Raw genomic sequence first — 26051 nt, 5'->3', positions numbered from 1 at the left:
TTACCTTCGCCCATACACTCAACCCCAGCAGACCTTACAAACCGTCGACACGATAAAAAGGCCTTTTTCACCGTGCGGAAGAAACTTCGGGCAGATCAGAGGCAGAAACACTCTGAAGCTTTTTCTTCACTATCATAAGAGACAGGTAATGGGGCTTTTGCCCCCGTAAGGATCTTACATCGTACGAGATGGATTCCCCCTCCAGGCCGCACCGGCTGACAAAACAGGCGTTCTTTTCCAGCCCCTGTGATTCCAGAGCATCTATTACGGCGTCTATGTTCCGGTAAACCTTCAGTAAAACCACGTTGTCTGTAACTTCAAGCATTCTCCGGAGATGTTCTCCCCCCTGTGCTCCCGAAACTACGGCCAGAGATTCTTCACCTTCAACCAGAGGCACCGTACAGGCAGAAGCCGCCGCCTGAAAGGAAGTGATGCCCGGAACGGTTTCGATTTTTACGCTTCCCAGCAGGTTATAGAGTTCTCTCACCAAATATATGTATGTGCTGTAGATCAGGGGGTCTCCGAGAGTAACAAAGGCGACATCCTTACCGCTTCTCAAGACCTCCGCCACCCTCAGGCCGTTTTTGTGCCATGAATTTTCAAGGGTATCCGAATGGTAAGTCATCGGGAAGTAAAGATATTCCACAGGGGTTTCCGGAGGCAGGTAGGGTTTCACTATGTCGAGTGCCAGGCTGTAGCTATTTTTGGAGGAGGCCGCAGCGAAGATATAAGATACCCGATTCAAGATTCTTACGGCCTTAACGGTAATGAGTTCGGGATCCCCGGGACCAACCCCTATTCCGTAGAAAGTTCCCACCATTTCTCATACCCCTTAAAAATAAAAATCCTTAGAAGGAATCGACTTCTAAGGATCCCCCATTTCCATCCTCAGAACTGCGGGCTCACCCTCATCCCCGAGGTGAGAGCCTCTCGTCGTCAGGCAGGTGTTCTGACTTGCGGATCTTCCTACTCCCCGCGCCTTCCCCCTGAAGGAGTGGCCTTCTGCGGGTTTCGTCCCCGCTCACAGCGGTGGGTCCGTGCCGGATTCTCACCGGACTTCCCTTTTAAGCCCTCTACCGGGCACCTGACAACAGAACAGCACTTGCCTTTTACATTAATCCTTTCTTATCAGTCAACGATAAGAAAAGGCCAGAGAGACAAAAAGCCGGGGCTACTGCCCTTCTTTTATCGTATGGCAGCCCTGACACGTTATGGGAGCTGCTTTGGTGTTGTTTTCGTGATTGTACTTGCGATGGCAGTCAATGCAGAGCCCGTGATAAGAAAGCTTCAGATTCAGTTTTTGCTGAGGAGGAGGAAGCCTCTTTTCGTTTTTCACCGTCGGTTCGTTATGACAGACCTGACAGGACGTTTCATCTCCGTCGGTCCAGATATTTTCGCCGTTTTTGTAAAGATGATGACACTCCGTACAATCATAACCCAAATCATCAAAGTGAAGCATGTGAGGAAACCTTACAAGGGGCATTGTATGCTTCGGGTAGAGCGATGAGTTGATAATAATCTCCTCTTCCTGAGCAAAACCCTTTGGCGAAGAGACAAAAAGTATTGCAAAAACCATCAAAAAAGCCAGTTTCTTCATGGTACCTTCCTCTCGAAAGCAATAAAAGTTAGTTCTTGTGACGGCTTCGGCCTACTTTTTAGTGAAATTTTTCTCGCGGTGTCAAGTGAAGCCGGAAGGAAAATTCTTGCCGACAACTCCGGCCAGAGGGTATTTCATAAAATCCGTATAAAAAAGACGGCAGAGTGAGGTGGATTTATGGAGGGTTTTGAAAAAATAGACGAGCGGGAGATCCCTGAGCTGAGCACCAGCGCCTTTAGATACACCCACAAGCCTTCAGGGGCAGATATCCTGTTGTTAAAAAACGGGGACGAAAACAAAGTTTTTGGAATAACCTTCAGAACGCCCCCTCAGGATGCCACCGGACTTCCTCACATACTGGAACATTCGGTACTCTGCGGTTCCCGCAAGTATCCGGTCAAAGAACCCTTCGTCGAGCTTCTCAAAGGCTCACTCCAAACCTTTCTGAATGCCTTTACCTATCCCGACAAAACATGCTACCCCGTGGCAAGTACACATGAAAAGGATTTTCATAATCTCGTGGATGTGTACCTCGACGCAGTTTTTTTCCCGATGCTCAGGGAAGAAATCTTTCTCCAGGAAGGCTGGCACTATCATGTGGAGAATCCCAGCGAAAAGCCGGAAATTCGCGGGGTGGTTTACAACGAAATGAAAGGGGCTTACTCATCACCCGAGAGAGTTCTCGCAGAAACCATCCAGCAGTCCCTGTTTCCCGATCACCCCTATTCCTTCGATTCCGGAGGAGACCCCCTGGAGATTCCGAATCTCTCGTACGAGGACTTCGTTGCCTACCACAAAAGATTCTACCACCCCAGCAATTCCCGCATCTTCTTCTACGGAAACGGTTATCCTGACGCCGAACTCAGCCACATCGCTTCCTATCTGGAAAGCTTTTCGGCGACCCACGTTCCTTCTTCAATCCCGGACCTGAAGCCCTGGACGGGTTTACGGAAAGTACAAAAAAAATATGCAGCAACGCCCGGTGACAACCTGGATCGTAAAACCTATGCAACGCTCAACTGGTTACTGCCGGAAACACACGAAAGGATCACAAATTTTTCGCTTCAGATACTGCACCACATCCTGATCGGCACTCCGGGATCTCCGCTGAGGAGAGCACTCATAGAGTCAGGGTTGGGCGAGGATCTTGCCGGTGGGGGCCTGGAGACAGAACTGCGATGGATGTACTTTGCCATCGGCCTCAAAGGCATGTCTTCAACCGCAATAGACGACATGGTCAACCTGATAGAGGATACCATTAGAGGGCTCATCCGAGACGGCATTCCAAGATCTACCGTAGAGGCCGCCCTCAACACGGTAGAATTCGCCTACCGGGAGGGTAATACCGGGAACTACCCAAGAGGTCTCATCCTGATGCTCAGTGCTCTTACTACCTGGCTCTATGATCACGATCCTCTGGCTCTCGTGGCCTTTGAAAAACCCATCAACAGGATAAAAGACCTTTATGCGGAGAACCCTCATTACTTCTCAGAACTCCTAGAGAAGTACTTCCTTCAGAACGACCGAAAATCCCTGGTCATTCTCGAGCCGGATCCCGATCTTTTGCGGAAAATGGAGGAACGCCTCCAGGCAAAGCTCGAAGAAGCCACGAAAGGATGGACGAAGGAGACGAAAATTTACTTCCTGGAAAAGACAAAAGCTCTTGTAACCTACCAGAATCAGCCGGATCGTCCCGAAGACATAGCTAAAATCCCGCGGCTGAGCAGGAATGACCTCAGCCCAGAACATCCCGCCTTACCCCGGATCATCGAAAACTCCTCGAACCCCCTCATGATGCTCCACCCGATTCAAACGAACGGTATCGTATATATCGACATAGGTTTCAAGTTTGACGGAATGCCACAGGATCATCTTTCCTATCTGCCTCTTTTTTGCTCAGCTCTTCTTGAAGCGGGTACGACCGACGAAGACTACGTAAAGTTTACCGAGCGAATAGCCCGTCATACGGGGGGCATACGCCCGAAATTAGTTGTCAGGAATTCCTTCAGTGACCCGTCAGGGGTTTATCTGCTACTACTCAGGGGTAAGGCTCTTTCCGAGAAAGTTCCCGAGCTACTGAGAATCTTCCGGGACATGATAAGTAAAGTAGATCTGAACAACCGGGACCGTATCTTTCAGATTATTCTTCGCCATAAGGCCCTGAGGTATCAGAGGATCATTCCCGAGGGACATCGAATGGCCATGAGAAGAGTCCGGGGACACTTTACCCTGCCCGACCGCGTCAAGGAAGAGCTTTCGGGATTGAGTCAATACTTCTTTGTGAAAAACCTGGCTGACAATTTCGACAAGAAGTGGCCCGAGATTAAAGAAAACCTTTCAGCCCTGAGGGATTATCTTTTTAAAACATCCCGGATGGTCGTGTCCGTAACGGCAGACGGAGATCTTCTGACCGCAACGAGAGCAAGTCTGGAAAGGGAACTGCTGCCGGAAATCGGGGACGGCAAAAACATTCCCGAAAGTGGCTCTCTTTCATGGAATTTTAAGGATCTGCCTCCGAAAGAAGCTTTTACATTGCCCGTTCAGGTCCATTATGTGGCTTCGGGGGCACCTCTTGGTGCAGGAGCCGTAAAACCCGACGACGGTACTCTTCTGGTCGTCTTAAACTACCTGAGAACCGGATGGCTATGGGAAAAGATACGCGTTCAGGGAGGAGCCTACGGTGCTCACTGCTTTTTCGACCGCGCTTCGGGCATTCTGGTTATGACATCATACCGTGATCCCCATCTCGAAAAGACGGTTGACATAATGAGGAACTGTCATGAAAGCATCTCCCCTGAAAAGCTGGGCGATGAAGATATTACTCCTGCGGTTATAGGCACCTTTGGAAAAGTCGATCCGCCCCTATTCCCCGATGCAAGGGCTTACGTCTCTTTAGTCCGTTATCTGACGGGAGAAACCGAAGAAATGAGACGAAACCTCAGAAAGGCGATTATCCAGACCGATAGAGAAGATTTCTACAGAGCAGCGGAATTGCTCAGACAATGGTCGCAGAACCTTCATCTCTGTGTCCTGGGACCTGCCGATTCAATAGAAAGTGCACGAACAGACCTTTTAAAAGACGCAGAAAGGGTAGCAATTGAAGGCTGACTTGCATCAGACAAAACCGGGGCTCCTTTCAAAAGGCCCCAGTTTTGTCTGCGATAAACTCTAGCTTGATTGAAGCAGAAGAGGTTTGAAGAAAATATCAAGAATCAAATTCGGATCTTCCGGCAGGGGATGTTCCTCCGGCTTTTCAAGCCACAGGAAAATAAAGCCATTACAGACACTATCCAGAGCCACGGCCAGCCTGTAAGGATCTGAAAGGTCATTGAATATTTTTTTCTCCATACCCGACCTGAAGATGGATGCCACCAATTTCAGACACTCATCATACTTCTTTCTGATTTCCTGGTCCAAACCGGCCTTTATGGAAAAACCCGCCCCTCTGGTTTCCGTAAAGTAAAGCCGAACGATTTTAACGTTTTCCCGAAAGAGGCGACATTTAGTGGTAATAAACCTGCGCAATTTTTCAACCTCATCGCCTTCACGCCGAAGAGCCTCAATAAGCTGAGCGTGTAACTCCTCGGCCTTATCGAGCATAAGAGATCTGTAGAGATCTTCCTTGCCTTCGAAGAACTTGTAAATGGTCCCTATGGAAAATTCGGCTTTTTGGGCAATGTCTCTTACCGAAACATTGTGATACCCTCTTTCCGAGAAGAGTTCCAGGGCAGCATCCAAAATTTCCCGACGATGCCTGAGGCGCTCTCTTTCGCGCCGTGAAAGTCTTTCCATAATACCTTTCTCCCGAGCAAGGTCATCCGGTGAACAACCATTCGATACCTGACACTCAATTATATCTATAGATCTATCATTCACAGGTCAAGAAAAAACATGATCGCTTCGCCCACAGCCCAATCAGAAAGCCTTCATTCAGCAATTTCCGCCACCACCCGGGACAGAACATCCACACCGGCCCCGTCACCTCGATCAACCCAGACCCTCAGCGCATACCTGCCCCCGGACAGACGCCAGCCGTCCACGTTGATCACATCCCCGGGGTAAACCACATTGGAGAAACGGCATTCAAGAGAGCGAAATCCGGAGGGATCACCCTTACAAAGTGATAATACCAGTGCGCGGACAACGTGGCCAAAAGTGCAGAGGCCGTGCAGTATGGGCCGTGAAAAGCCCGCCTGCCTTGCGCATTCCGGATCTATGTGCAGAGGATTGTAGTCCCCACAAAGTCTGTAAAGTGCAGCCTGTTCTTCGAGGGTAGCCCGTCTTAAGGAAAAATCGGGTTCCTTTTTTTCAGGTAAAGGCACAGCTTCCTTACGGGGTCCAGGATCACCGCCCCAGCCACCGAATCCCCTGCAAAAAAGTCCCATGGACATTTCAAAAAGTCTCTCTGCGGAACCCATCTCGCCGTAAACATCAAGAACCACCAGAGCCGCTTTCTTCTTGTCGTACACGCCGGAAACCCGGGCATAGGACTTTATTATCCCTTCAGCCGGTACCGGGGAAAACACCCTCAGGGACTGTTCACCGTGAAGGACTACCGAAATATCAATTCCCAGCTTCTCCAGAATATCGTAGAGCGGTGAATAACCCGTTACGGTAACAAAGGAGGGATACACCCTCAGCCCCCCCGGTACTCTTTCATAAAGATATTCCAGTTCGGAAATCCCTGCACCGACACTCAGATTGTAGAGAACCGCATCGCGCCAGTCGTAAACAAAGTCGAAAGGCCCAAAGGTTTGTCCCACAATTTCTAAGTTGATCATGACGCTCTCCCCTTTTACCGACAGGCAATCGGAGTTCTTCTTTTATACCACAGTGGCAAAAGGCCACCGTACACCGTCTTAAATCAGTTGCTTATCCTTTGAAATTTCATCTATATAATCATAGAAAAAGCTTCAAAAGCAAAATCTGTTGCCTTGGCGGGGAGAAAAATGAAAAGGATATTAATAAGCACACTGGGAACAAAAAAACATATCGAGTGCAGGTATGCTCTTGGAGATTGGACGTCCGAGCCAGTTCTGTTCCTTCAGGAAGCGCTAATCCAGAAGCTATGCAAAGATTGGACTGAGGATGACAGGGTTTATATTCTCTGCACTCCCGAAGCTCATAAAAACAACTGGGAGGGGCGGAAAGATTTCGGGGAGGGTCTAAAAGGACGCCTCGGTAGTATGGAAATCGCCCCTCAGGTCATTAACGTAACGATACCCGACGGAAAAGAGCCGGATGAAAACAGAGAAATAATTCAGACGATAATGGACATGATTTCAGAGGATTGCAGAATTTTTCTTGATGTGAGCCATTCCACCAGGAGCGTTCCTTTGCTCCAGTTAGTTTCTCTGTATTGCACAAAGGTCGTCGGAAATGCAGAGATAGGGGGCATATACTACGGTCCCTACGATCTGCTGGGCACTCCGGAAAAAATCCGTCAGATTCCTTTAGAAGAGCGCGTTGTTCCCGTGCTGGACCTGACGGAATTGTGGAAAACCCTTGAATTTGCCAGCGGAGTTCTCCTTGCCAGACGAGCCGGTTACGTAGAGGATCTGAAGCTATGGTTAAAAACACAGGAGAACAACGAAGCCTTCCCCGAAAGCCTGAAAAAGTCGTTATTCGCTCTGTGCAATATTCTGGAAAACATTGCCTTAATGAGTTATCCGGACCGACAGGCCTTGGAAAGCATCGAAAATTCCCTGGAGTCTTTTGAGAATAATCGGGGAATTGGGGCATTATACGGACGGATTGTCAGAGATTTTCTGACAAGCTTCAGGAAAGGTACTCCGCCAGAAGGCTTCGGTCTGGCAGAATGGTGTTTGTCCCGGGGCATGGTTCTGCAGGGATGTCTTTACGCCAGAAACAGGGCTCTTAAAACCCTTTCAAGCCTGAATCCCGCCAGATCAACGGAAAAGGATTGGGACTGCTTTCTCACGAAGGTAACAGAACTTCCCGAATTGAGCGATCTGGACTTTTCCGGCCCGCTTACTCCCGCCCACATTGGAGTAGCCGGAGAAGTCATCAAAGAAGGCTTTAAGACCCTTCTGTTTCATCGCGATCGACTACGCAATAACCCGGTAAAAGAAGAACTTGCGCAGATATGGTCAAGGGCTATCAGGAACTTCCAGATGAAGAACATCCCCGAAGACTGTAGAAAATTTCTGGAAGAAAACGAGGCAGCTACAAGACGTCTGGCCCGGAAATATGTGAATCTCATCACCTTGATAAAGGGTATGCTCCAGGATACGGAAAGCCGGAGATCAGAAAAATCACCCGGTGAATTTACCGAACTTTGCCGAAAGGCTATAAGAGAGCTGGAAGAGGCTCTGGAGCACTTTACCAAACCTCTGGATTTGAAGGCTACCACCCGGGATCAACGGACATGTCTTCGGGAGTCAGGACGGTAACGGCGAATTTTAGAATTTTCTCGTGATGAGGAGGCATATTGATATTCCATACCCACACGTTAGGATTCCCGGGATCACTTTGAGGTGACTCGGTCATTTCTTCAATTTTCACGGTAATTCGCTCGTCCGTTGCAATGGGCTTTCGCTCCTCGAGGACAAGATCCACAGGATACTCGTGATTGTTTCGTATTATGAACTGCCACTCCCAGCTGTAAGTTTTCTTCTCTTTTATCAGCCCCTCTTTGCCCGTTTCTCTTTTCTTTAATACCAGATCGCCCGTGACCAATCGATCCGGCCCGAAGTAAAAAACCTTTTCCAAACCGTGAAATGAGAAAGGTGCGCTTTTTACGAAAACCCCGTCGAGAAAATAGAGACCATTGCCGCCGGGAAGGGTCACGCTCTCTTTTAACGAAACTTTACCGCGAATAAAAGACCAGGGAGATACGTAAGGTCTGAGAAGGTACTTAAAATCGGTATCCCAGCTGAAGTTTTCTATCATTATACGTTCTCCGGTACCCGCTCTTACGGTTCGCTTTCCCACATGGTAAACTGCAAAACCGGATTTTTTTTCATGTTTTATTCCGGCTTCTGCCGGCAATTCCGTTTTTTCAGGAACTGCCATTAACTTGAAAGACCCGGCCGATCTGGGCGGCAGTTCAAGAGGACGAATATTCCAGGGCGGAAGTTCCGGCGGTTCAAGATTAAAAACGGGTTCCGTGGTGGCCAGCATCAGATCCACGTCCCTCCAGTCAATCCCTGACTTCTGCCATACTTCTGCCAGCCATGTAAGGGTCAGTCTATCACGAGCCGGTTCTCCGTTGATAAGGTAAACTGCCTTCCATCCCGCATCGGAAAACAAAAAACTGTACGCAACCCTTAGTTGTGTTCCCGGTTTTAGGGAGTAATTCGACTTAGAAGAAACTCGACACTTAAACCTCCAGCTCCTGTTAACAGACCCTGCCAGGTTCTCATATGTCTCTTTCAGCCTTTTGAGTTCTCTTTTCTTTAACTCCACATCATGGATTGTTCTTATCCTTGATGCCTGCAACTCTTTTACCCGCTTTCCCGTCTCTTCCATCACGGCAATGAAATTACCCGACGAATCAGCCTTTTGAGCCCATCCCAGCCAGGTATCGATAAGCCTCGAGTTAATATCCGCTTCGGCCTGAAGAAGGTCTATTTCCTTTTCAAGGTCTTTTATCTTTTCTGCCAGGAGTTTAAGGTTTTCCTCATCGCGCTTTTCAAGGAGCTCATAAGAAAGGTCGGTTACGATCAACCCGGACGGCTGTTCGACCTTCAGGCTGAGCGTATCGGGTTTGGTCTGGGGTGGGAGAGTGAGTTCAAAGTAAGGGTCTTTTCCGTCTTCTTCAACTGTAACATAGGCGGTACCCCAGATCGTTGCAGATTGAGGGCTGAGCAGTACTTTTTCAATCCTGATTTCGGCGGCATAAGAGATCAGCACGCCGGAAAGTGTGGAGATCAAAAAAGCAAAAATCCACACGGTCTTTTTTAACCTCATGAGCCGATAACCTTTTTGCTGTAATCGGTATCGATTTGAAGGCCCTCTATATCGGTTGTTCTCTCGCCCCGGCTGGCTTTAATGGCATCGATTCCTCTCTTAACGATAGCCCGGTTTGAGGCATAGAGGATCGCCGTTTCTTCCGTAATTTCACCGCTCCGGTACAGGTCCAAGATGTAGCTGTCAAAGCTCGTCCAACCGAAGGGTTTGCTCTGCTCCATTATATCGTAGAAGGTTTTCCCTTCGGCTTCACCGTGGATTATGGCTTCCCGCACACGAACGTTATTTCCCATGATTTCAAAAGCGGCTATACGACCGCCCCCCACTCGAGGAAGAAGCCTCTGGGAAACAATCCACCTCATGGACTCTGCCAGTCGGAGTCGAATAAGCCTTTCTTCTTCGTATTCAAACATGCCTATGAGACGGCTTATCGTATGGGAGGCGTCAATGGTGTGCAGAGTGGTGAGGACCAGATGGCCCGTTTCTGCTGCATTCAATCCGATTTCCATGGTTTCCCGGTCTCGCATTTCGCCCACGAGGATCACCTTCGGAGCCTGACGAAGTGCGGCCCTCAGGCCGTTGGCGTAGGTATCGAAATCACTCCCCAGTTCCCTCTGGTTAAAGGTGGCTTTTATGGGTTGATGTACGAATTCGATAGGATCTTCGAGTGTCACCACATGTACGGGAAAGTTTCTGTTTATTTCGTGGAGTATAGTCGCGAGGGTTGTCGACTTTCCGCTTCCTGTTGCGCCGGTTACGAAAACTATTCCGTTTTTTTCGAAGGCGATTTTTTTGAGAACCCTGGGGAGATTCATTTCTTCCATAGTGGGAACTCTGGGCGGAAGCTGACGCATGACAATTGAAAGATTACCCTTTTGATAGAAGACGTTAACGCGAAATCTTGCTTTTCCAGGGACGGCATAGGAAAGATCGCAGGAACCCTGGCGCAGGAGATTTTGTAGATTTCTCCGGTTGTTGCCTATAAGGGCAAGCGCTATCATCTCGGTATGATAGGGTAAAAGCTCTTTTATGCCTATTTCCAGAGGGGCCGGCTTTAGAACCCCGTCAACTTCAGCCTGTGGAGGATACCCCACGGTGAAGTTAATATCCGAAAGTGTGGGATATTCGTCCAGGATCTTGGACAGTAATATATCCAGCTCTTCCCGTCTCATGGATCACACCTCCGTAAAGTCGGTAGGCGGTTCGTGCAAATAGGGTCTGAACATTTCTTTGTTGGCACACTTCATATAGGCTTCCTGAGCAGAAATACGACCTGCCTGTAAATGCTCCAGTATGGAGTCATCAAGGGTTTGCATGCCGTATTTTTTCCCCGTCTGAATTGCCGACAGAAGGTGCTGGGTTTTTTTCTCACGAATCATTGCACGAACACCGTGAGTTGCTATCAGGATCTCGCAGGCGGGGACACGCCCGGGCTTATCAATCCTTTTCAGTAGTGTCTGAGACACGACGGCCCTGATAGAATCTGCCAGCATCTGGCGGATGTGTTCCTGTTCATCGGTAGGGAAAACCTCGATAATCCGGTTCACGGTCTTTGAAGCATACTCGGTATGAAGGGTTGAAAAAACAAGATGCCCCGTGGCGGCCGCTTCGATGGCAAGCCTTATGGTCTCCAGGTCTCGCATCTCTCCCACAAGGATTATGTCCGGGTCCTCGCGAAGAGCGGCCCTCAGAGCGGTAGCGAAACTCCTCGTATGAGTTCCCACTTCTCTGTGGTTGATCAGGCAATTTTTGCTCTTGTGAACGAATTCTATGGGGTCTTCAATGGTAATTACGTGATCCTTTCTATGTCTGTTGGCTTCATCTATTATGGCCGCAAGGGTTGTGGATTTTCCACTTCCTGTAGGACCCGTCACCAGTACAAGCCCTCTGGGAAGAAGGGCAAGTCTCTTGATAACCGGTGGAAGTCCAAGCTCTTCTACGGTTTTTATTTCACTGGGTATTACCCTGAACACAGCGCCTATTCCCCTGTTCTGCATAAAGAGATTGGCACGGTATCGACCGAGTCCCGGTATTTCGTAGGCGAAATCTACGTCACCGGTTTCTTCGAATTCCTTTATTTTTTCTTCCGGCGTTATTTCGTAAAGCATTGCCCTAAGATCGTTGTCGTCGAGTACCTTATACTTCACTCTTTCAAGGTCTCCGTGTATTCGCAATGCAGGTGGATGACCCGAAACCATGTGAAGGTCAGAAGCACCCTGCTTATGCATCAGTTCAAAAAAGGCATCAATCCTTGCCATATCCGATCCCCCTTAAGGATTAGCATTCACCATACTCTATAAAACTCCTCATCCGGCAACTTCACACAGGTCAGGTACCTTCCGTAAACCGCTCCCGTGTCAATACCAATCTTGTTATGCATAACCAGCGGTTCCACCACCGGGGTATGACCGAAAACGACCCTTTTTCCGAAATCCTCCATGCTGTAGATAAATTCATGCCTTATCCACAGCATGTCCTCTTCACTCTGGAGATCAAGAGGAATACCCGGCCTGAGTCCTGCGTGAACGAAGATATAATCGTCCGTCTCCACACCCAAATGAAGACTCCTGAGAAACTTCAGATGCTCCTCGGGCACGAAAACCTCGTAGGATCCATCGTCCCGCTCCCGGTATCCGTAGCTCTTAAGGGTTTGTCTTCCGCCGTTCCAGAAATAAACAAGCGGATCGGCTCCAGAGAGAAAGTCCAGAAACATTTGTTCATGATTGCCCTTAAGGCACAGTACCGAAGGATACCGGTTTACAAGCCCCAAGAGAATTTCAATAACCTCCCTGGAGTAGGGTCCTCTGTCGATGTAGTCTCCCAAAAAGATCATCAGATCCTTATCAGGGTCAAAGGTTACAAGATCAAGAAGCTCTTCCAGCAGCGGCGCCATGCCGTGTATGTCGCCCACGGCGTAAATAGAGCGAAAAGATTGACCTCTGAGGTCACAGACCTTCATCAGATTGACCAGAAAAGCGCTGTTCTCCTTTCATCAAGGCGGGTGATCCCCGCATCTTTTGCGTATTTAAGGGCTTTGACGAACTCTTCGACGGTAATTCTCCTGCGAAGCTGAGGATCCCTGTAAGCATTTCCACAGGGTCGGTACTGATCCATAACGTTAACATAGGTATGAGGCGAGATCTCCCTGGCAAGGAAATTCATGATCTCACGAGTCTCTTCCAGACACCCCGGCATTACAAGGTGGCGAACCAGAAGGCCTCTAAGGGCAATGCCGTTTCTGATGGTCAGGTCTCCAACCTGACGGTACATCTCCCGCAAGGCCTCACGAGCTCGCCTCGGATAATCGGGGGCCTGACACCATCTGGCACTACTGTCGGTACTCCAGAATTTAAAATCCGGCATGTATATATCGATTACACCTTCAAGAAGCTTCAGCGCCGGAATCCTTTCGTATCCTCCGCAGTTAAATACAAGAGGTACCGATAATCCCCTTTCTATGGCATGGGGCAGACTTTCCAGAATCTGGGGAACCACATGAGTGGGAGTAACAAAGTTGATGTTGTGACAGCCGTTTCTCTGAAGTTCCAGCATTATTTCGGCAAGCTGGACGGGGGATACGGTGAACCCATCGGCCGTATGGCTTATTTCGTAATTCTGGCAAAAAGTGCACATCAGATTGCAGCCGCAGAAGAAAATAGTTCCCGACCCGTAACGACCTACCAGAGGCGATTCTTCGCCAAAGTGAGGCCCATAGCTTGCCACGACGGCGCTACGCCCTATAAGGCAGAAGCCTCTCTCACCAACCGCTCTGTTCACCCTGCACATCCGGGGACAGAGGGTACATTTTTTCATCCACGCGAGGGCTCTTTCAATCTTCTTTTTCAGGAGCCCTCGCTCGTAAGTTTCTATATAAACCGGTCTCATGCTGAAGCTTTAGGAAGTATTATTACCTCAATTTCTCCCCTGAGCCCTTCTGCAAACTCCCGGGCATCCTTTTCAGAACCCACAATGGCACCGTAGTGCATCGGAATGGCCACTTTAGGCCTTATTGCTCTGGCCGCTTCTATCGCTTCACGGGCCGTCATGACATAGGTCCCCGACACAGGCAGAAAAGCCACATCCGTTTTGATACCGCTCATCTCGGGAATATGATCCGTATCTCCGGCATGATAATACCTTACACCGTCCAACTCCACAACAAAAGATAGCATACCTGCATTTTTGGGGTGAAATTGTTTATTCACATTATAGGCCGGATACACCTCTACGACAGCCCCCCTGACCTCCAGTTTATCTCCCGGCTTAACGATCCTGACATCGCCTTTCAATTTTTTTGCCGAGGCCGCATCGGTAACGATTACGGTGTCATCCTTCTGGATTTTTTTAACATCCTCGGGAGAGCAATGATCAAAGTGTTCATGGCTTATGAGAATCAGGTCTGCAGCAGGCAGGCCCTGGGGCAACTCATAGGGATCAAAGTAGACGCGAATACTTCCTTCAATGCATATGGAATCATGACCCAACCATTTTACCCTTTTCTTCAACTCTTCCAGATTCATTTCACTCCTCCTGCCTCTTTACCTGAAAGGGTTATAGCTGTACACTCCCGACGAAGCCTTTTCATGTTAATTTAGAACATTGCGTTTAAAAGTTCAAACATATGGCTCTTCAGTATTTTCTACAAAACATAAAAAACGAAGAGGAACGATGGAGGGTTGTAAACCACACCTTTATCGAAGGTAACCCGCCGTCCTTTGTACCCCTAAAAACCTCCATCGCCGCCGGCGTGTTCCCTCTACTGAAGAGATTCAACATTCATCAATTATACCGCCATCAGCTTGAAGCTCTGAAGGCACTCCGCAAGGGAAAACATCTGGTGGTGTCAACCCCGACCGCAAGTGGAAAGTCGCTAATTTATCAGATCGCCATTGCAGAAAAAATTGTAACAGATCCAGGCGCAAAGGCCCTGCTTATATTTCCCATAAAAGCCCTTAGCCGGGATCAGCTTCAGAGTGCAAGAGAGTTCTTTTCCGGTTTGCTCTCTGAAAAAGCCATAGCGGTCTACGATGGGGACACCGCCGAAAAAGAACGGGCCGAGATAAGGAAGAATACGCCTTCGATTTTAATCACCAACCCCGATATGCTTCACTACGGCCTGCTTCCCTACCATGCGAAGTGGCAGAAGCTATGGCAGGATCTGAAATTCGTCGTAATCGACGAAATGCATTCCTACAGGGGAGTTTTCGGAAGCCATGTATCGCTGATCCTGCGAAGGCTTCGCCGCATATGTAAACTTTACGGATCAAGCCCGCAGTTCCTCTCTCTTTCGGCAACGATAGGTAATCCCCTGGAGCTGGCATCTCAACTAACGGGAATATCCCCCGACGATTTGACACTCGTAGCATCTTCGGCGGCTCCGTCCCCGCCACGGCACATTCTGTTTATCACCACCGATCTGCCCCTTGCCGTGACCGCCGCACTCCTTACGGTTCGCTCCATAAGAAAAGGACTCAAGACCATCGTCTTTACCCGCTCAAGGCGGATGACGGAATTGATTTATCTTACCATAAAACGAAGGTTTCCCGACGTAAGCCGTCTCGTCAGTTCCTACCGTGCCGGTCTGCTGCCCTCTGACAGGCGCTTCATCGAAGAAGCCATAAATTGCGGGAACCTTCGAGGCGTAATTGCAACCAGCGCACTGGAGCTGGGAATCGACATCGGCGACCTGGACGTCTGCATACTCGTGGGCTATCCAGGCACCGTGATGACAACGTGGCAAAGGGCAGGAAGGGTCGGGCGAGGCGGGCAGGAGTCTGCGGTTATATTAATACCTCAGAACGATGCGCTTGATCATTACATTATATCGCATCCTGGCCATGTTCTTTCGGGAGAATACGAGACTGCCGTGGCGGATGTGGCAAATCCGGAGATCCTGAGGGATCATCTTCTCTGTGCTGCTGCCGAAATTCCCATTACCGAAAGGGAAGTAAACGAGAATCCCGGGTGGTTCGATGTTGTAGGCCGACTGAAGGCTCTGGGGTTGCTTCACAGGGGAGAAGAGGGTTCCTATAAGTCAAGGTACCGGTATCCGCATCGGGATGTGGACATAAGGCAGGTGGGTCAATCTTTTACGATTTTTCTGGACACAAAGGGCAAAAAACCCGTGGCGGTGGGCTCAATTGACGGCGTTCGGGTCTTCAAGGAATGCCATCCTGGTGCCGTATACCTTCACCTTGGCGATACCTACATCGTCCGGCATCTCGACATCGAACGACGCAACGTCTGGATTACTCCCTTTGACGGGCCCTATTTCACGGCAGTTACCGTAGAAAAAGAAACGTCTATTCTTGAAATCATCAAATCAAGACCACTTCACAACTTCGTAATCCGTGCAGGAAGGATTCGGGTTACCGAGCAGGTTACAGGCTACGATAAAAAATCCACGGGCACAATGGAAATTATAGACCATGTGGAGCTCGAACTGCCGCCTCAGAGCTACGAAACCGTGGGATTCTGGATAGAAGTGGACGGCTGGATTGAAAAAGTCGTCAGGGACGCAGGACGCCATTTTATGGGCGGACTCCATGCCCTTGAGCATGCCATTATCAGCATGTTTCCGCTCTTTCTTCTTTGCGATAGAAACGACATAGGCGGCATAGCGACCCCCTACCATCCTCAGGTGCAGAAAAGCGCCGTATTCATATATGACGGCTACCCGGGAGGAATCGGGTTATGCCGACGGGCTTTCGACATGATCGAAGACATACTGAAGCGGGTAGAGGATCTGCTTAAGGAGTGCGACTGCACAGAGGGGTGTCCCAGGTGCATACAATCACCCAAGTGTGGATCCGGTAATAAGCCTCTTGACAAGGACGCAGCCCTGCTGATTGTAAGAGCACTCACCGACCCCGACATGCTGGTTGAAAACTCCGAAGCCGAACCCACTTCAAGAGCGACAGAGCCGGTAATACTTCACAGGTCACCGCAAAAATACAACATTGCTTTCTTCGACCTGGAAACTCAAAAGCTTGCTCACGAAGTTGGAGGATGGCACAACTGCCACCTTATGAGAGTCTCTGTTGCCGTTCTCTACGACATGGTCAAGGAACGTTTTCTGGTTTACAGAGAAGATGAAATAGAAGACCTGATAAAGCAGTTTCAGACATACGAACTGATCGTGGGATTTAACATCAAAAGATTTGATTATCGCGTACTCATGCCTTATTCGACGATCGACCTTCAAATATTACCCACCTTCGATATTCTCGAAGAAGTATCACGTGTTCTCGGCTTCCGCCTTAGCCTGGATCACCTCGCAGCTGCCACGCTGGGAAGCGTAAAAAGGGCAAACGGTATTCAGGCGGTAAAATGGTTCAGAGAAGGCAGATGGGAAGAGCTGGTCAGCTATTGCATCCAGGATGTTGCGCTGACGAGAGATTTATTTCTCTTCGGGCTTCGCAACGGACACCTTAAGTTCAGAGGAAAAAGGGGAAGCATGACGAAGATCCCCGTAAACTGGTCTCTGGAGGAACTGCTCGAAACATCGAAGGAAATGCGCAGCAGAAGGAGTGTGCTTCCATGAAGGTTCTGGTACTGCACGGCGTAAACCTTAACATGTTCGGGAAAAGACCGTCTGGTCTCTACGGAAACTGGACCCTCAAGGAAATAGACGAAGCGCTGAGGGAGCTCGGCAGAGAACTGGGCGTTGAGGTTGAATGCTTCCAGAGTAATTCCGAAGCTGAAATAATAGGGCAAATACACAGGGTGCATGTAGAAAAAAGTGCGGACGGTATCCTCATAAACCCCGGTGCCTGGACTCATTACAGTTATGCTCTCAGAGACGCCCTTGAAATGCTTACAATCCCCGTTGTTGAGGTTCACATGTCCAACATACACGCCAGAGAGCCCTTCCGACACGTTTCGGTAATTGCTCCTGTAGCAAAAGGCCAGATAAGCGGTTTCGGGATAAACAGCTATCTTCTCGGTCTCAGAGCCCTCGTGGAAGAAATTCGAAAAACCGGGTCCTGAAACCTTGAAGATTTCCGAGACATTTGGACTCTACCTGAGAAAAAAGATGCTCATTCTGGCGGGGCTGGGTTTTTCTTCAGGCCTCCCTCTGGCCCTTACGGGCTCAACCCTGCAGGCATGGCTCGTAACCGAAGGCGTTGATATAAGGCTGATCGGGGCCTTTTCTCTCGTTTCACTTCCCTACAGCATAAAGGCTCTCTGGTCTCCTGTAATGGACCGGTTCGTACCTCCTTTTATGGGCAGAAGGCGGGGATGGATCCTCATATGCCAGCTACTCCTTGCCTGCTCCCTTATCGCAATGGCCTTCCTTTCTCCTTCGCGCTTTATAACCCTTCTGGCCGTTTTAGCTTTTTTCACGGCATTTTTCAGTGCCAGCCAGGACATTGCCTTTGATGCTTACAGAACCGACGTTGTCAGCGAGAATGAGCAGGGTACCGGAGCGGCGGCGTCCGTAATGGGATATCGCATTGCCATGCTCGTATCGGGAGCCTTCGCCATGGTTCTTTCCGATCACATACCCTGGAAAGCCGTTTACATCTTAATGGGAACGATGATGATTCTTTGCTGTATCCTGACTTTAACCGCACCCGAACCCGCAGAGGCCCAGTCGATTCCCCGTACACTCAAAGATGCAATCTACCTGCCCCTGAAGGATTACTTTTCCCGCCCCAGGGCATTACCCATACTGTTGTTTATCGTCTGCTTCAAACTGGGAGATGCTCTTGCCGGGGCCATGACGACTCCCTTTCTGATGGACCTGGGGTTCTCACGATCCGACATCGGCCTGGTGTACAAGACTCTGGGGCTGGCGAGCACGCTTCTGGGGGCTATGGCCGGCGGCGCCTTAACGGCCCGACTTGGGCTTTACAGGTCTTTATGGATCTTCGCACTGTTTCAGGCCGTCTCTAACTTCTCCTTTGTACTTCTCGCCCTTGTGGGGAAAAGCTACTTTCTGATGATAGGAACGGTTATCTTCGAGAATACAACCGGAGGAATGGGCACCGCTGGATTTATTGCGTACCTCATGAGTCTGTGTAACCCTGCGTTTACGGCCACCCAATATGCTCTCCTTTCCAGCCTGACTGCCGTGACGAGGGTTATGTCGGGAGTACCCAGCGGTTTTATGGTTGCCAGTATGGGCTGGGCAAAGTACTTCCTGGTAACCGTCGCGGGAGCAATACCTGCAATATTGCTTCTTCCTGCCGTTGTACCTCCGGCCGTAGCCGATCACCAGAGAAGATGACGGTTGGCTATCCTGACTCTCTTAAGGCCTGCTTCACGGGCGGCTTCAAAGCATTCTCCGGCCTGTCTTGCCGAAGTGGGCCGGAAATCCTTCATTTCGAACTGAGGCGCAAAGGCGAGCAGGCTGTAGGGGATATCGGGATCAAAACGGGCTATAAACCGGGCTATGTTAAAGACTTCCTCCGCATCCACATAGCCCGGGACAAGAAGAGTACTTGCTATAACGAGAGGGGGTTCCAGGCGTTCTTTTGCCCGTGACGCCAGATAGGCAAAATTTCTGAGAATATGATCGTTATCCACTCCACACAGAGCCATGTGGATCCGGCGATCCCAGGCTTTAAGGTCCACCTTGATGCAGCCACCCGTTTTTTTCGACACCTCAAGCATGTATTTGAGAAACGGTATGGAGGCCATACCGTTGGTTTCCCAGCATATGCGCAATATCCTGGATTGTCTCGCGGCAAGCATCTGATTCACCACTCTTATTGCGTAGGGAAGCTGAGGGGAGGGATCCCCTCCGAAAAAGCAGACGCAACTTGTTCTCGAATCGGGAAGTGATGCAAGAAACTCCACACTCTTCCAGCGGCCCTTAAGAGCTGCGACCTTGAAAGACCAGTTCTGACAGAAAAGGCAATTCAGGTTACAGGCCTCGAAGAAGACGGCAAGATTGTAATAACCCACTTCGGGTCCGGGTTCGTAGGCAAACTCCGGATAACCCGATCCGGTACCTCCGGCACAAACCCAATCGGCAACACAATTTGTGGGAAGGGGATCGAAGTAAGCACTAACGAGAGCCCTTTTATTTCCATCCCTTGAAAATGACTCTTTTGACCCCTTCCGAACCCCGCACCACCCCACATCACCTTCGCCCATCACACATCTGCGGACACAGATTTTGCACTCCCTGCCCCCGTCAGAACAGGGCTTACGGGCCGGAAGGTTAAACCTTTTTCTAGATTCCCTGTGAACCCCTTCAACCAGGCCTCTGGCTTCTTCCCACCTGTTCCGTATGCAATCGGAGCATACCCCTGGAGTTTTACCCACGTTTTGAAATACGGAACCACACAGAGAACATATCAACATAATGCGGAAATACCCCCCGGCCTGTTTTTTAAAAAATGTCAAAAAGGGGCATTAGAAGGGGATGTCTTCATCGGGAGAATCACCATCAGGAAGGGGCGTTAAAGTTTCGGACAGGGTATCGTCCTCGTAGGATCGGGCAGATTCATCGGAAACATCGACAGAAGCGTCTCCTCTGGAGACACCGCTGTCCAGAAACTGAATATCTCTGGCAACCACTTCGGTCGTAAAACGCCTCACTCCCTGTCTGTCTTCCCACTGCTGAGTACGCAGCCGACCTTCTATGTAAACAAGGCGCCCTTTAGAAAGGTAGTTTCCGCAGGTCTCGGCCAGCTTTCCGAAGACGACTATCCTGTGCCACTCGGTTCTATCCTCCCAGTTGCCTTCTCCGACAGGCACCCTCTCTGTGGTCGCTACGTTGAAACGGGCTATGGCCGTCCCGTTGGGAGCAAAACGCAAATCCGGATCGGCTCCGAGTCTACCGACAAGTATCACTTTGTTTATGCCCCTCGTCATAAACCCAATCCTCCTTCACTCACCAAAATCATATCGCCACAATACATCCACACCCGCTCCCCGCTCATCCCCTATCTGGCTCTGGACAGAGAGATGGCGATTTATCCTGTACTCTATTTTTACCTGATCGTTACCCTCATCCTTTATATCCTTCTCATAGGTAACATAAAAATCCGGGGTAATATACTTCCCGACTTCAACGACGCCATGGCCGGACTCGCCCGTGTATATTTCCAGCACGTCGGGCGCAAAGGGCGTATTTCCCAGTACTTCCTTCAGCTTCTGAGCCGCCTTAGACCCTATGAAGAAGGCCGCATTCTGCTGCAGGTTTACGCTCTCCTTTGCAGTGAGATTTCGAGCCGGTCTGTTAAACAGAAGATACGACAGAATATCGACATCACTCATGGCAGGAGAACTGGAAAGTTTCAAAACGGGCTGACTAACTCTTCCCACAACGGAAACCCTTATGACGACATCATCCACGCTCTTTTCTCCGGTGAAATTTATATCCGGATCCGGAGGAACCATCCCTTTAAATCGTACCTCACCCTCCGTAATTTTCAATCTCACACTTTGAAAAGCATACAATCCCCGACGGGCCTCTATTGACCCGTAAATCCTTAACGCTTCGCCACTACGCTTCCTCAAAGAAAGCCTGCCATCGACCTCGGCATCAACACCGAGCCCTTTAACCCGGGCATTGCCCTGAGAAAAATCCACATCGACATCCATACTCATCCTGTCGTATATCCCTCCGGAACTTCCTTCTTCAATAACTTCCGCCTCACCTTCACGGGCCACAATCTCCACGGATCTTACATCTCTCGAGAGCTCACCCTGCAAAGCGTCGAGGTCCATAAAGGCCTTCAGGGCAGTAAATTTGCCCGCAATGCTAATTTCCCTGCCCCGGACTGCCCCATCGGCACTTCCCGATACAACCCCGCTTATGCCGTAAATCTCGGGGATATGTATCTCTCTTAAACGGACACTCAGAGTCACCCCGGCATTTTCCGATCTAAGGGGTACCAGCGCTTTCAACTCAAAGGATCCGTCCAGCAGTCGGCCTTTTATCGCATCGGCTTTGAGCACATTGTCCAGGATTAAAAATTCACCTTCCACCTCACTTACCGAAACCTTTCTTCTGGAAACCAGATAAGCCTCATCGATCCTTACTTTGCCCCAACCCCCTGCGCGAAGATCCTCTAACTTACCGCTGATTGACAAATCGGCGGTAAATCTACCCTTTATTGCCATCGTTTCAGAATACAACATCCCAAGTGCGCCGAGGTCGAATTCCTCAACACGGATTTTACACTCAAGAGAGCGCTCCGGATCCAGTGCAATTAAGCTATTTACAGGCGGTAGCGGAAGAGCCATCTTTCCCGGCGTCTTTTCAGACAAGCTCCTGATCTTTACAGGAACGGAAGCAGAAAGCATCAACCCATTCTGCCAGTAAGGAGCCCTTACTATTGCCGAGGTGTAAACCATATCCCCGCCAACGGTGACATCCAGTTTCATGGCGTCCCAAAAATATTCCTCCGAAGAAATACCTGAAATGCGTAGCGGTCGGATAGATCCTTTTCCCGCTTCAAGACGGGCTTTCAGGTTCACACCACCTTCTTTCAGAGATCCCTTGATCCCACCACTTACCGCCAGGCCTCTGGTCTGAAAACCCACCACAGACACCAGGTCGTCCAGAGGAAACCGATCGAAAAGGGAATTAAAGGATATACTTTTATCGTACCCAATACGCCCTTCAAGTCCTGCACTCCCGTCACCGTGATAAACCTTCAGCCTGCTAACGATTAAGGCTTCGGTCGTTATCCTGAACTCACCCGACGCCCGGTAGTTACCACTCCAGTTCAGGATACCCTTTTCGATAACAATTTCCGGATTCGACCAGATGTGAAAAACATTACCCTCCATGAGAAAATTCCTGCTCCTGTCCAAATTCACCTCGACGTGGAACCCCAGTTCGTCATCCCTTTGCGTCAGCGAAGCTTTAACCATTAGAGGGTCCGAAACTCCTGGAACGGACATGCCGGACGCAGAGATATGAACCGACTTTGCACCTTTTCTGGTAAGTCGGCCCCGCCCCACGATTCTGACTTCTTCGGCACGGTAATCCCCGTAACGGGGCTTTTCGACCAGACCCTTAAAAGATACGTCGGGCGCTTCAACGGTACCTTTTAAGACTGCCTCCCCCGAAAAGGTTCCCTCTACCCGTGCTTCCAGAACCTTCAAAGCGGAGAAGATCTTATCAAGCCTTAGAGACCTTACGTTCACCTTTCCCTCAATATTACCCTCAGCAATAGAGCCTGAAAGCTCTATCTCTTCGTCGTTACGGTAAAGAAAGGCATCGCCGTCAGCAATCCAGCCCTTTAAATCCGATCCGCACCCTTCACCACATCTCCCCGTCAATCGCCCTCCGGTCTTAAATCTTCCAAAATCCGGAAGCTTCATCACCGAAAACCAGTTTAAAGAAAACTCCACACCGGCGGACAATCCGAACTTTTCACCGTACAACAGCGATCCTCTAAACCAGACCCTCCCCTGCGACGCATCAACCGACGCGGGAGAAACGGCAATACCTCCGGGAAAGAACTCAATCCTCACATTCAGAGTTTCAACGCTGGAAAGGATTTCTTTAAAATCCCTTTCAGGCTTAACGGGCCCGCATCTCACATCAACGACGGCGTAATAGTCCTCCCCGCTGCCGTAGTAACCCTTCATTGAAAAAGATCCCGAAGATCGGGCAAAGCCATTAAGATCGTAATGTCCGGACACCGTTAATAAGAAATCGTCGGCGCGATGATTTCTGCTCACGGTAAAAAGGGCATTCATCGAAAAACCGGAAGACGATTCGGCCCGGATAAAGCCTTTGACACCTCCTGAATCAATATCTCCCCCGGCATTGACGGTTAAGGTGCCTGATTTTCTGCCGATTTTTCTCGTGTAAGGATGTTTTAAAGGATCAAAATACATCACATGGAGAGACACCCGGCCGGAGTTATGCTTAAGGCTCCAGAAGCCCTGAAGCTTCCCTGCAAGCAGGTCGGGTATCTCAAGAGAAATCCCATTCACATCTACCCTTTCTTCGTTTGCCCTCAGGGCTCCGTTAAGCCTGATCCTGCCCACCATGGGACTGTTTACGAGCCCTTCCAGCCTGAGCCTTGCGGTGACCTGAGCTTCTCGAAGATAGGGCAATATCTCTCCCGAAAGGCTGCTTATGTGATAGCCGGACATTCCACTACGGAGCACCCCTACCTTCCCATCCTTCAAACGAACATCAGGAAGAAGGGTCAAATATAAGCTCTCTAAAGCCCCACCTTCCCGTTCCGTCCTTTTACCCGACGGTAAGGCAGGCCATATCAGCCTTCCCGTCTCGTCTACTTCCAGAACGACAAAGGGCTCCAGCAGGCTTAGGCTCTGAGGCTTAACAAAGGGAAAAGTTTTTGAAATTGCGAAAGAAAGGATAAGATCCCTGCAGATTGCAAGCTGGCGGCCTTTTTTACCGACGTAAACATTTTCTGCATACAGCTTGCCCCAGGGAGCAAAATACAGGGACCTGGCCGATATGGTCCAGCCGGTGCGCTCCGAAAGCCTTTCCAAAACCAGACTCCACACGCGGTTCTGAACGGCCGGGATACTCAATGCCAGAGTCAGCAAAAACACAGACACCAGTAGCGTCAGGCCGGCATGCTTGAATTTCTTTTTGATACTCGCCATTTTGCACCACCCGTGAAGCCTATTTGTACTCGGCATGTGTTTTCTGGTATATCACGGGCAGGCAAAGGCAGACACGGAAAAAATAACGATTTAGGAAGGAGAATTATCATGAAGGCAATGGTTCTCCGATCCTGTGCACCTGTTGAATCCTTTCCTTTGAAGATGGAAATCCTTCCCGACCCGGAACCCGGCCCGGGAGAAATCCGGGTTAAGGTTGAGGCCTGTGGAATATGCCGGACAGACCTCCACGTTATCGAAGGGGAACTTCCCCCGAGAGATCATCCTGTAATCCCGGGGCATCAGATTGTGGGGAGGGTTGATATGGTCGGGCCCGGCACACAGCGTTTTTCCCGGGGCGATCGGGTAGGAATAGCGTGGCTGAGGCACACCTGCGGTAAGTGCAAGTTCTGCCTGACCGACCGCGAAAACCTTTGCGAAAGCCAGTTATTCACAGGCTATCACGAACCGGGAGGCTATGCCGAGTATGCCCTTGTAAACGAAAACTTTGCCTATCGGGTACCCGAAGAGCTATCCGCCGCCGAAGTGGCTCCACTTCTTTGTGCCGGAATAATAGGATACCGTGCCCTTAAAAGAAGCGGCTGCAAACCCGGAGATTCCATTGCCCTCTTCGGCTTCGGATCTTCTGCCCACATCGTGATGCAGATATTGAACTTCTGGAAATGCCGTGTTTTTGTGGTATCCAGAGGTTCGAAGCACCAGGAACTGGCAAGAACCATGGGAGCGTACTGGGTAGGATCGTCCGCAAAGGAGATTCCGGAGAAGGTTTCATCGGCCATTATCTTTGCGCCGGCAGGTCACCTGGTAAAAGATGCCCTGGAATGCCTTGAAAAAGGCGGAACCCTTTCACTTGCGGGCATTTACATGACTCCAATACCCGGGTTAGATTACGAACGGCATCTTTTTTACGAAAAGAACATACACAGCGTTACGGCAAACACCAGAAAAGATGGAGAAGAGTTGCTGGTGCTGGCCGGGCAGATTCCCATAAAACCCCATATCCAGACCTATCCTTTTGAAAAGGCCAACGAAGCTCTTTGTGATCTTAAAGCTGACAGAATTCAAGGTTCAGGAGTGCTGGTTATGTCATCTTAGGCTGGAAACCGAACTGTCCTTCACTGTTGATCGGAACCTTAAAGGAATGTCACACAGGCTACTGCAGATCATTCGGAAACAAGTCCTCAATAAAAAAGGGACCCCCTTTTAACAAAGCTGGTAACAGGAGAATTAAAGGGCAGAAACTCAAGTTTTATGCTGCCCTTGCTCTCCACCGTTAAGATGGTTCTGGGCCAAATTTATACCCAGTTCAAGGGCCTTGCGGTTAAGTTCTTCCGTTCCGGGAGGGACGCGGTTCAAAAGGGCGGCTTCCAGGCTTTTGAGCGACACCGCACCGGTCAACGTTACGAGGGCTCCCAGGGCAACCACGTTTGCAACCATTTCCTTCTGCAACTCCCTGCGTGCCGCAGCCGTAAAAGGCAACCCTATCGCCTTCGTCGTCGGTACATGCTTGACAAAGGTGCTGTCCACAATCAGCATTCCACCCGGCTTAAGGTCGTAAAAATAGGCATCACAGGACTTCTGATTCATGGCAAGCAAAACATCCGGCTTGATCGCCTTCGGATAATCTATCTCCTCATCACTTATGACCACTTCCGACTTGCTGGCACCGCCTCTGGCCTCCGGCCCGTAGCTCTGAGTCTGACAAACATACTTCCCGTCGTAAATCCCTGCCGCCTCGGCCAGAATTATGCCAGCCAAAATAAGCCCCTGACCACCGGAGCCGCTAAGCCTCAGCTCATACCTGTATGGCATCTACACCTCCTCAACTAGGCCCTCTTCAGAAATCTCTGCCTCGCCTCTTCCCGGATCTTCTCATACTCCTGCGTGTAGATGGGTAGTTCCCTGTCCACCAGAACCCCTATGGTTATCCTGCCTTCAAGCTCCTCCG

Annotated in this window: 20 protein-coding genes and 1 riboswitch; of the genes, 6 read left to right on the top strand and 14 right to left on the bottom strand. The window is 49.9% G+C overall.

The genetic code is table 11. The features are described 5' to 3' along the window. Positions 1-67 precede the first annotated feature (67 nt). Both cobI and BM091_RS06200 read right to left on the bottom strand, forming a co-directional pair. Positions 68-820, bottom strand: coding sequence for a precorrin-2 C(20)-methyltransferase (cobI, locus tag BM091_RS06205; RefSeq protein ID WP_093394318.1), 753 nt, complete (start codon positions 818-820; stop codon positions 68-70). A gap of 102 nt (positions 821-922) precedes the next feature. Beyond that, a riboswitch (cobalamin riboswitch) is annotated at positions 923-1103 on the bottom strand. Between the two features lie 68 nt (positions 1104-1171). Further along, positions 1172-1597, bottom strand: coding sequence for a cytochrome c3 family protein (locus BM091_RS06200; RefSeq protein ID WP_143083111.1), 426 nt, complete (start codon positions 1595-1597; stop codon positions 1172-1174). Positions 1598-1774: 177 nt separating this feature from the next. On the opposite strand from BM091_RS06200, the gene BM091_RS06195 reads away from it, so the two are divergent. Next, the gene (locus BM091_RS06195; protein ID WP_093394316.1) at positions 1775-4705 is read left to right on the top strand and encodes an insulinase family protein; all 2931 of its coding nucleotides are present in this window, start codon (positions 1775-1777) and stop codon (positions 4703-4705) included. Between the two features lie 60 nt (positions 4706-4765). On the opposite strand, the gene BM091_RS06190 is transcribed toward BM091_RS06195, so the two are convergent. Both BM091_RS06190 and BM091_RS06185 read right to left on the bottom strand, forming a co-directional pair. Further along, positions 4766-5389 carry a TetR/AcrR family transcriptional regulator gene (locus BM091_RS06190; RefSeq protein WP_093394315.1) on the bottom strand — a complete coding sequence of 208 codons (624 nt, stop codon included), beginning with the start codon at positions 5387-5389 and terminating at the stop codon, positions 4766-4768. A 134-nt stretch (positions 5390-5523) separates the two neighbouring features. After that, the gene (locus tag BM091_RS06185; protein ID WP_093394313.1) at positions 5524-6378 is read right to left on the bottom strand and encodes a MaoC/PaaZ C-terminal domain-containing protein; all 855 of its coding nucleotides are present in this window, start codon (positions 6376-6378) and stop codon (positions 5524-5526) included. A gap of 168 nt (positions 6379-6546) precedes the next feature. On the opposite strand from BM091_RS06185, the gene BM091_RS06180 reads away from it, so the two are divergent. After that, positions 6547-8010: a CRISPR-associated DxTHG motif protein gene (locus BM091_RS06180; protein ID WP_093394312.1), complete on the top strand. Its 1464-nt coding sequence runs from the start codon at positions 6547-6549 to the stop codon at positions 8008-8010. Here the strand turns inward: BM091_RS06180 and BM091_RS06175 are convergent. From BM091_RS06175 to BM091_RS06150, 6 genes are read right to left on the bottom strand one after another with little or no spacing between them, the layout of a single operon-like run. Next, positions 7964-9529, bottom strand: a complete 1566-nt coding sequence (locus BM091_RS06175) for a DUF4139 domain-containing protein (protein ID WP_093394310.1) — start codon at positions 9527-9529, stop codon at positions 7964-7966. The genes BM091_RS06180 and BM091_RS06175 overlap by 47 nt on opposite strands. Continuing rightward, a complete protein-coding gene (locus BM091_RS06170) occupies positions 9526-10701 on the bottom strand; it encodes a type IV pilus twitching motility protein PilT (RefSeq protein ID WP_093394308.1) in 1176 nt (391 codons plus the stop codon). The genes BM091_RS06175 and BM091_RS06170 overlap by 4 nt, the downstream gene beginning before the upstream one ends. Positions 10702-10704: 3 nt before the next feature. Next, entirely contained in the window at positions 10705-11787 is a 1083-nt protein-coding gene (locus tag BM091_RS06165) for a type IV pilus twitching motility protein PilT (RefSeq protein WP_093394307.1), read from the bottom strand. A gap of 26 nt (positions 11788-11813) precedes the next feature. Next, on the bottom strand, positions 11814-12488 hold the full coding sequence (locus BM091_RS06160; RefSeq protein ID WP_093394305.1) for a metallophosphoesterase family protein: 675 nt from the start codon (positions 12486-12488) through the stop codon (positions 11814-11816). Further along, positions 12488-13414, bottom strand: coding sequence for a radical SAM protein (locus BM091_RS06155; protein WP_093394304.1), 927 nt, complete (start codon positions 13412-13414; stop codon positions 12488-12490). Before BM091_RS06155 ends, BM091_RS06160 begins: the two co-directional genes overlap by 1 nt. Continuing rightward, positions 13411-14049 carry an MBL fold metallo-hydrolase gene (locus BM091_RS06150; protein ID WP_093394302.1) on the bottom strand — a complete coding sequence of 213 codons (639 nt, stop codon included), beginning with the start codon at positions 14047-14049 and terminating at the stop codon, positions 13411-13413. The genes BM091_RS06155 and BM091_RS06150 overlap by 4 nt, the downstream gene beginning before the upstream one ends. 101 nt (positions 14050-14150) lie before the next feature. On the opposite strand from BM091_RS06150, the gene BM091_RS06145 reads away from it, so the two are divergent. From BM091_RS06145 to BM091_RS06135, 3 genes are read left to right on the top strand one after another with little or no spacing between them, the layout of a single operon-like run. Next, positions 14151-17072, top strand: coding sequence for a DEAD/DEAH box helicase (locus tag BM091_RS06145; protein WP_093394301.1), 2922 nt, complete (start codon positions 14151-14153; stop codon positions 17070-17072). Beyond that, positions 17069-17518, top strand: coding sequence for a type II 3-dehydroquinate dehydratase (gene aroQ, locus BM091_RS06140; protein ID WP_093394299.1), 450 nt, complete (start codon positions 17069-17071; stop codon positions 17516-17518). Before BM091_RS06145 ends, aroQ begins: the two co-directional genes overlap by 4 nt. 4 nt (positions 17519-17522) lie before the next feature. Continuing rightward, positions 17523-18761, top strand: coding sequence for an AmpG family muropeptide MFS transporter (locus tag BM091_RS06135; protein ID WP_425443305.1), 1239 nt, complete (start codon positions 17523-17525; stop codon positions 18759-18761). On the opposite strand, the gene BM091_RS06130 is transcribed toward BM091_RS06135, so the two are convergent. Genes BM091_RS06130 through BM091_RS06120 form a run of 3 tightly spaced genes read right to left on the bottom strand, consistent with a single transcriptional unit; the run spans position 18746 to position 24085 of the window. Beyond that, positions 18746-19843 carry a radical SAM protein gene (locus BM091_RS06130; RefSeq protein WP_093394295.1) on the bottom strand — a complete coding sequence of 366 codons (1098 nt, stop codon included), beginning with the start codon at positions 19841-19843 and terminating at the stop codon, positions 18746-18748. The genes BM091_RS06135 and BM091_RS06130 overlap by 16 nt on opposite strands. Before the next feature lie 51 nt (positions 19844-19894). Beyond that, the gene (locus BM091_RS06125; protein WP_093394294.1) at positions 19895-20356 is read right to left on the bottom strand and encodes a single-stranded DNA-binding protein; all 462 of its coding nucleotides are present in this window, start codon (positions 20354-20356) and stop codon (positions 19895-19897) included. A 15-nt stretch (positions 20357-20371) separates the two neighbouring features. Beyond that, entirely contained in the window at positions 20372-24085 is a 3714-nt protein-coding gene (locus BM091_RS06120) for a translocation/assembly module TamB domain-containing protein (protein WP_177193547.1), read from the bottom strand. 108 nt (positions 24086-24193) lie between these two features. On the opposite strand from BM091_RS06120, the gene BM091_RS06115 reads away from it, so the two are divergent. Then, complete coding sequence (locus tag BM091_RS06115; protein ID WP_093394291.1) at positions 24194-25198, top strand: zinc-dependent alcohol dehydrogenase family protein; 1005 nt, start codon at positions 24194-24196, stop codon at positions 25196-25198. A gap of 147 nt (positions 25199-25345) precedes the next feature. Here BM091_RS06115 and BM091_RS06110 read toward each other — a convergent pair whose 3' ends face one another. After that, positions 25346-25915 carry a 2-oxoacid:acceptor oxidoreductase family protein gene (locus BM091_RS06110; RefSeq protein WP_093394290.1) on the bottom strand — a complete coding sequence of 190 codons (570 nt, stop codon included), beginning with the start codon at positions 25913-25915 and terminating at the stop codon, positions 25346-25348. Between the last annotated feature and the right edge of the window lie 136 nt (positions 25916-26051).

This window comes from Thermodesulforhabdus norvegica (assembly GCF_900114975.1).
In the GTDB taxonomy this organism is placed as follows: Bacteria; Desulfobacterota; Syntrophobacteria; order Syntrophobacterales; family Thermodesulforhabdaceae; genus Thermodesulforhabdus; species Thermodesulforhabdus norvegica.
This window is presented reverse-complemented; position numbering and strand designations above follow the sequence as displayed.

Excerpts from the sequence above, each read along its gene's own strand:
- cobI (WP_093394318.1), bottom strand. The coding sequence starts at position 820 with ATGGTGGGAACTTTCTACGGAATAGGGGTTGGTCCCGGGGATCCCGAA.
- BM091_RS06200 (WP_143083111.1), bottom strand. The coding sequence starts at position 1,597 with ATGAAGAAACTGGCTTTTTTGATGGTTTTTGCAATACTTTTTGTCTCT.
- BM091_RS06195 (WP_093394316.1), top strand. The coding sequence starts at position 1,775 with ATGGAGGGTTTTGAAAAAATAGACGAGCGGGAGATCCCTGAGCTGAGC.
- BM091_RS06190 (WP_093394315.1), bottom strand. The coding sequence starts at position 5,389 with ATGGAAAGACTTTCACGGCGCGAAAGAGAGCGCCTCAGGCATCGTCGG.
- BM091_RS06185 (WP_093394313.1), bottom strand. The coding sequence starts at position 6,378 with ATGATCAACTTAGAAATTGTGGGACAAACCTTTGGGCCTTTCGACTTT.
- BM091_RS06180 (WP_093394312.1), top strand. The coding sequence starts at position 6,547 with ATGAAAAGGATATTAATAAGCACACTGGGAACAAAAAAACATATCGAG.
- BM091_RS06175 (WP_093394310.1), bottom strand. The coding sequence starts at position 9,529 with ATGAGGTTAAAAAAGACCGTGTGGATTTTTGCTTTTTTGATCTCCACA.
- BM091_RS06170 (WP_093394308.1), bottom strand. The coding sequence starts at position 10,701 with ATGAGACGGGAAGAGCTGGATATATTACTGTCCAAGATCCTGGACGAA.
- BM091_RS06165 (WP_093394307.1), bottom strand. The coding sequence starts at position 11,787 with ATGGCAAGGATTGATGCCTTTTTTGAACTGATGCATAAGCAGGGTGCT.
- BM091_RS06160 (WP_093394305.1), bottom strand. The coding sequence starts at position 12,488 with ATGAAGGTCTGTGACCTCAGAGGTCAATCTTTTCGCTCTATTTACGCC.
- BM091_RS06155 (WP_093394304.1), bottom strand. The coding sequence starts at position 13,414 with ATGAGACCGGTTTATATAGAAACTTACGAGCGAGGGCTCCTGAAAAAG.
- BM091_RS06150 (WP_093394302.1), bottom strand. The coding sequence starts at position 14,049 with ATGAATCTGGAAGAGTTGAAGAAAAGGGTAAAATGGTTGGGTCATGAT.
- BM091_RS06145 (WP_093394301.1), top strand. The coding sequence starts at position 14,151 with ATGGCTCTTCAGTATTTTCTACAAAACATAAAAAACGAAGAGGAACGA.
- aroQ (WP_093394299.1), top strand. The coding sequence starts at position 17,069 with ATGAAGGTTCTGGTACTGCACGGCGTAAACCTTAACATGTTCGGGAAA.
- BM091_RS06130 (WP_093394295.1), bottom strand. The coding sequence starts at position 19,843 with ATGTTGATATGTTCTCTGTGTGGTTCCGTATTTCAAAACGTGGGTAAA.
- BM091_RS06125 (WP_093394294.1), bottom strand. The coding sequence starts at position 20,356 with ATGACGAGGGGCATAAACAAAGTGATACTTGTCGGTAGACTCGGAGCC.
- BM091_RS06120 (WP_177193547.1), bottom strand. The coding sequence starts at position 24,085 with ATGGCGAGTATCAAAAAGAAATTCAAGCATGCCGGCCTGACGCTACTG.
- BM091_RS06115 (WP_093394291.1), top strand. The coding sequence starts at position 24,194 with ATGAAGGCAATGGTTCTCCGATCCTGTGCACCTGTTGAATCCTTTCCT.
- BM091_RS06110 (WP_093394290.1), bottom strand. The coding sequence starts at position 25,915 with ATGCCATACAGGTATGAGCTGAGGCTTAGCGGCTCCGGTGGTCAGGGG.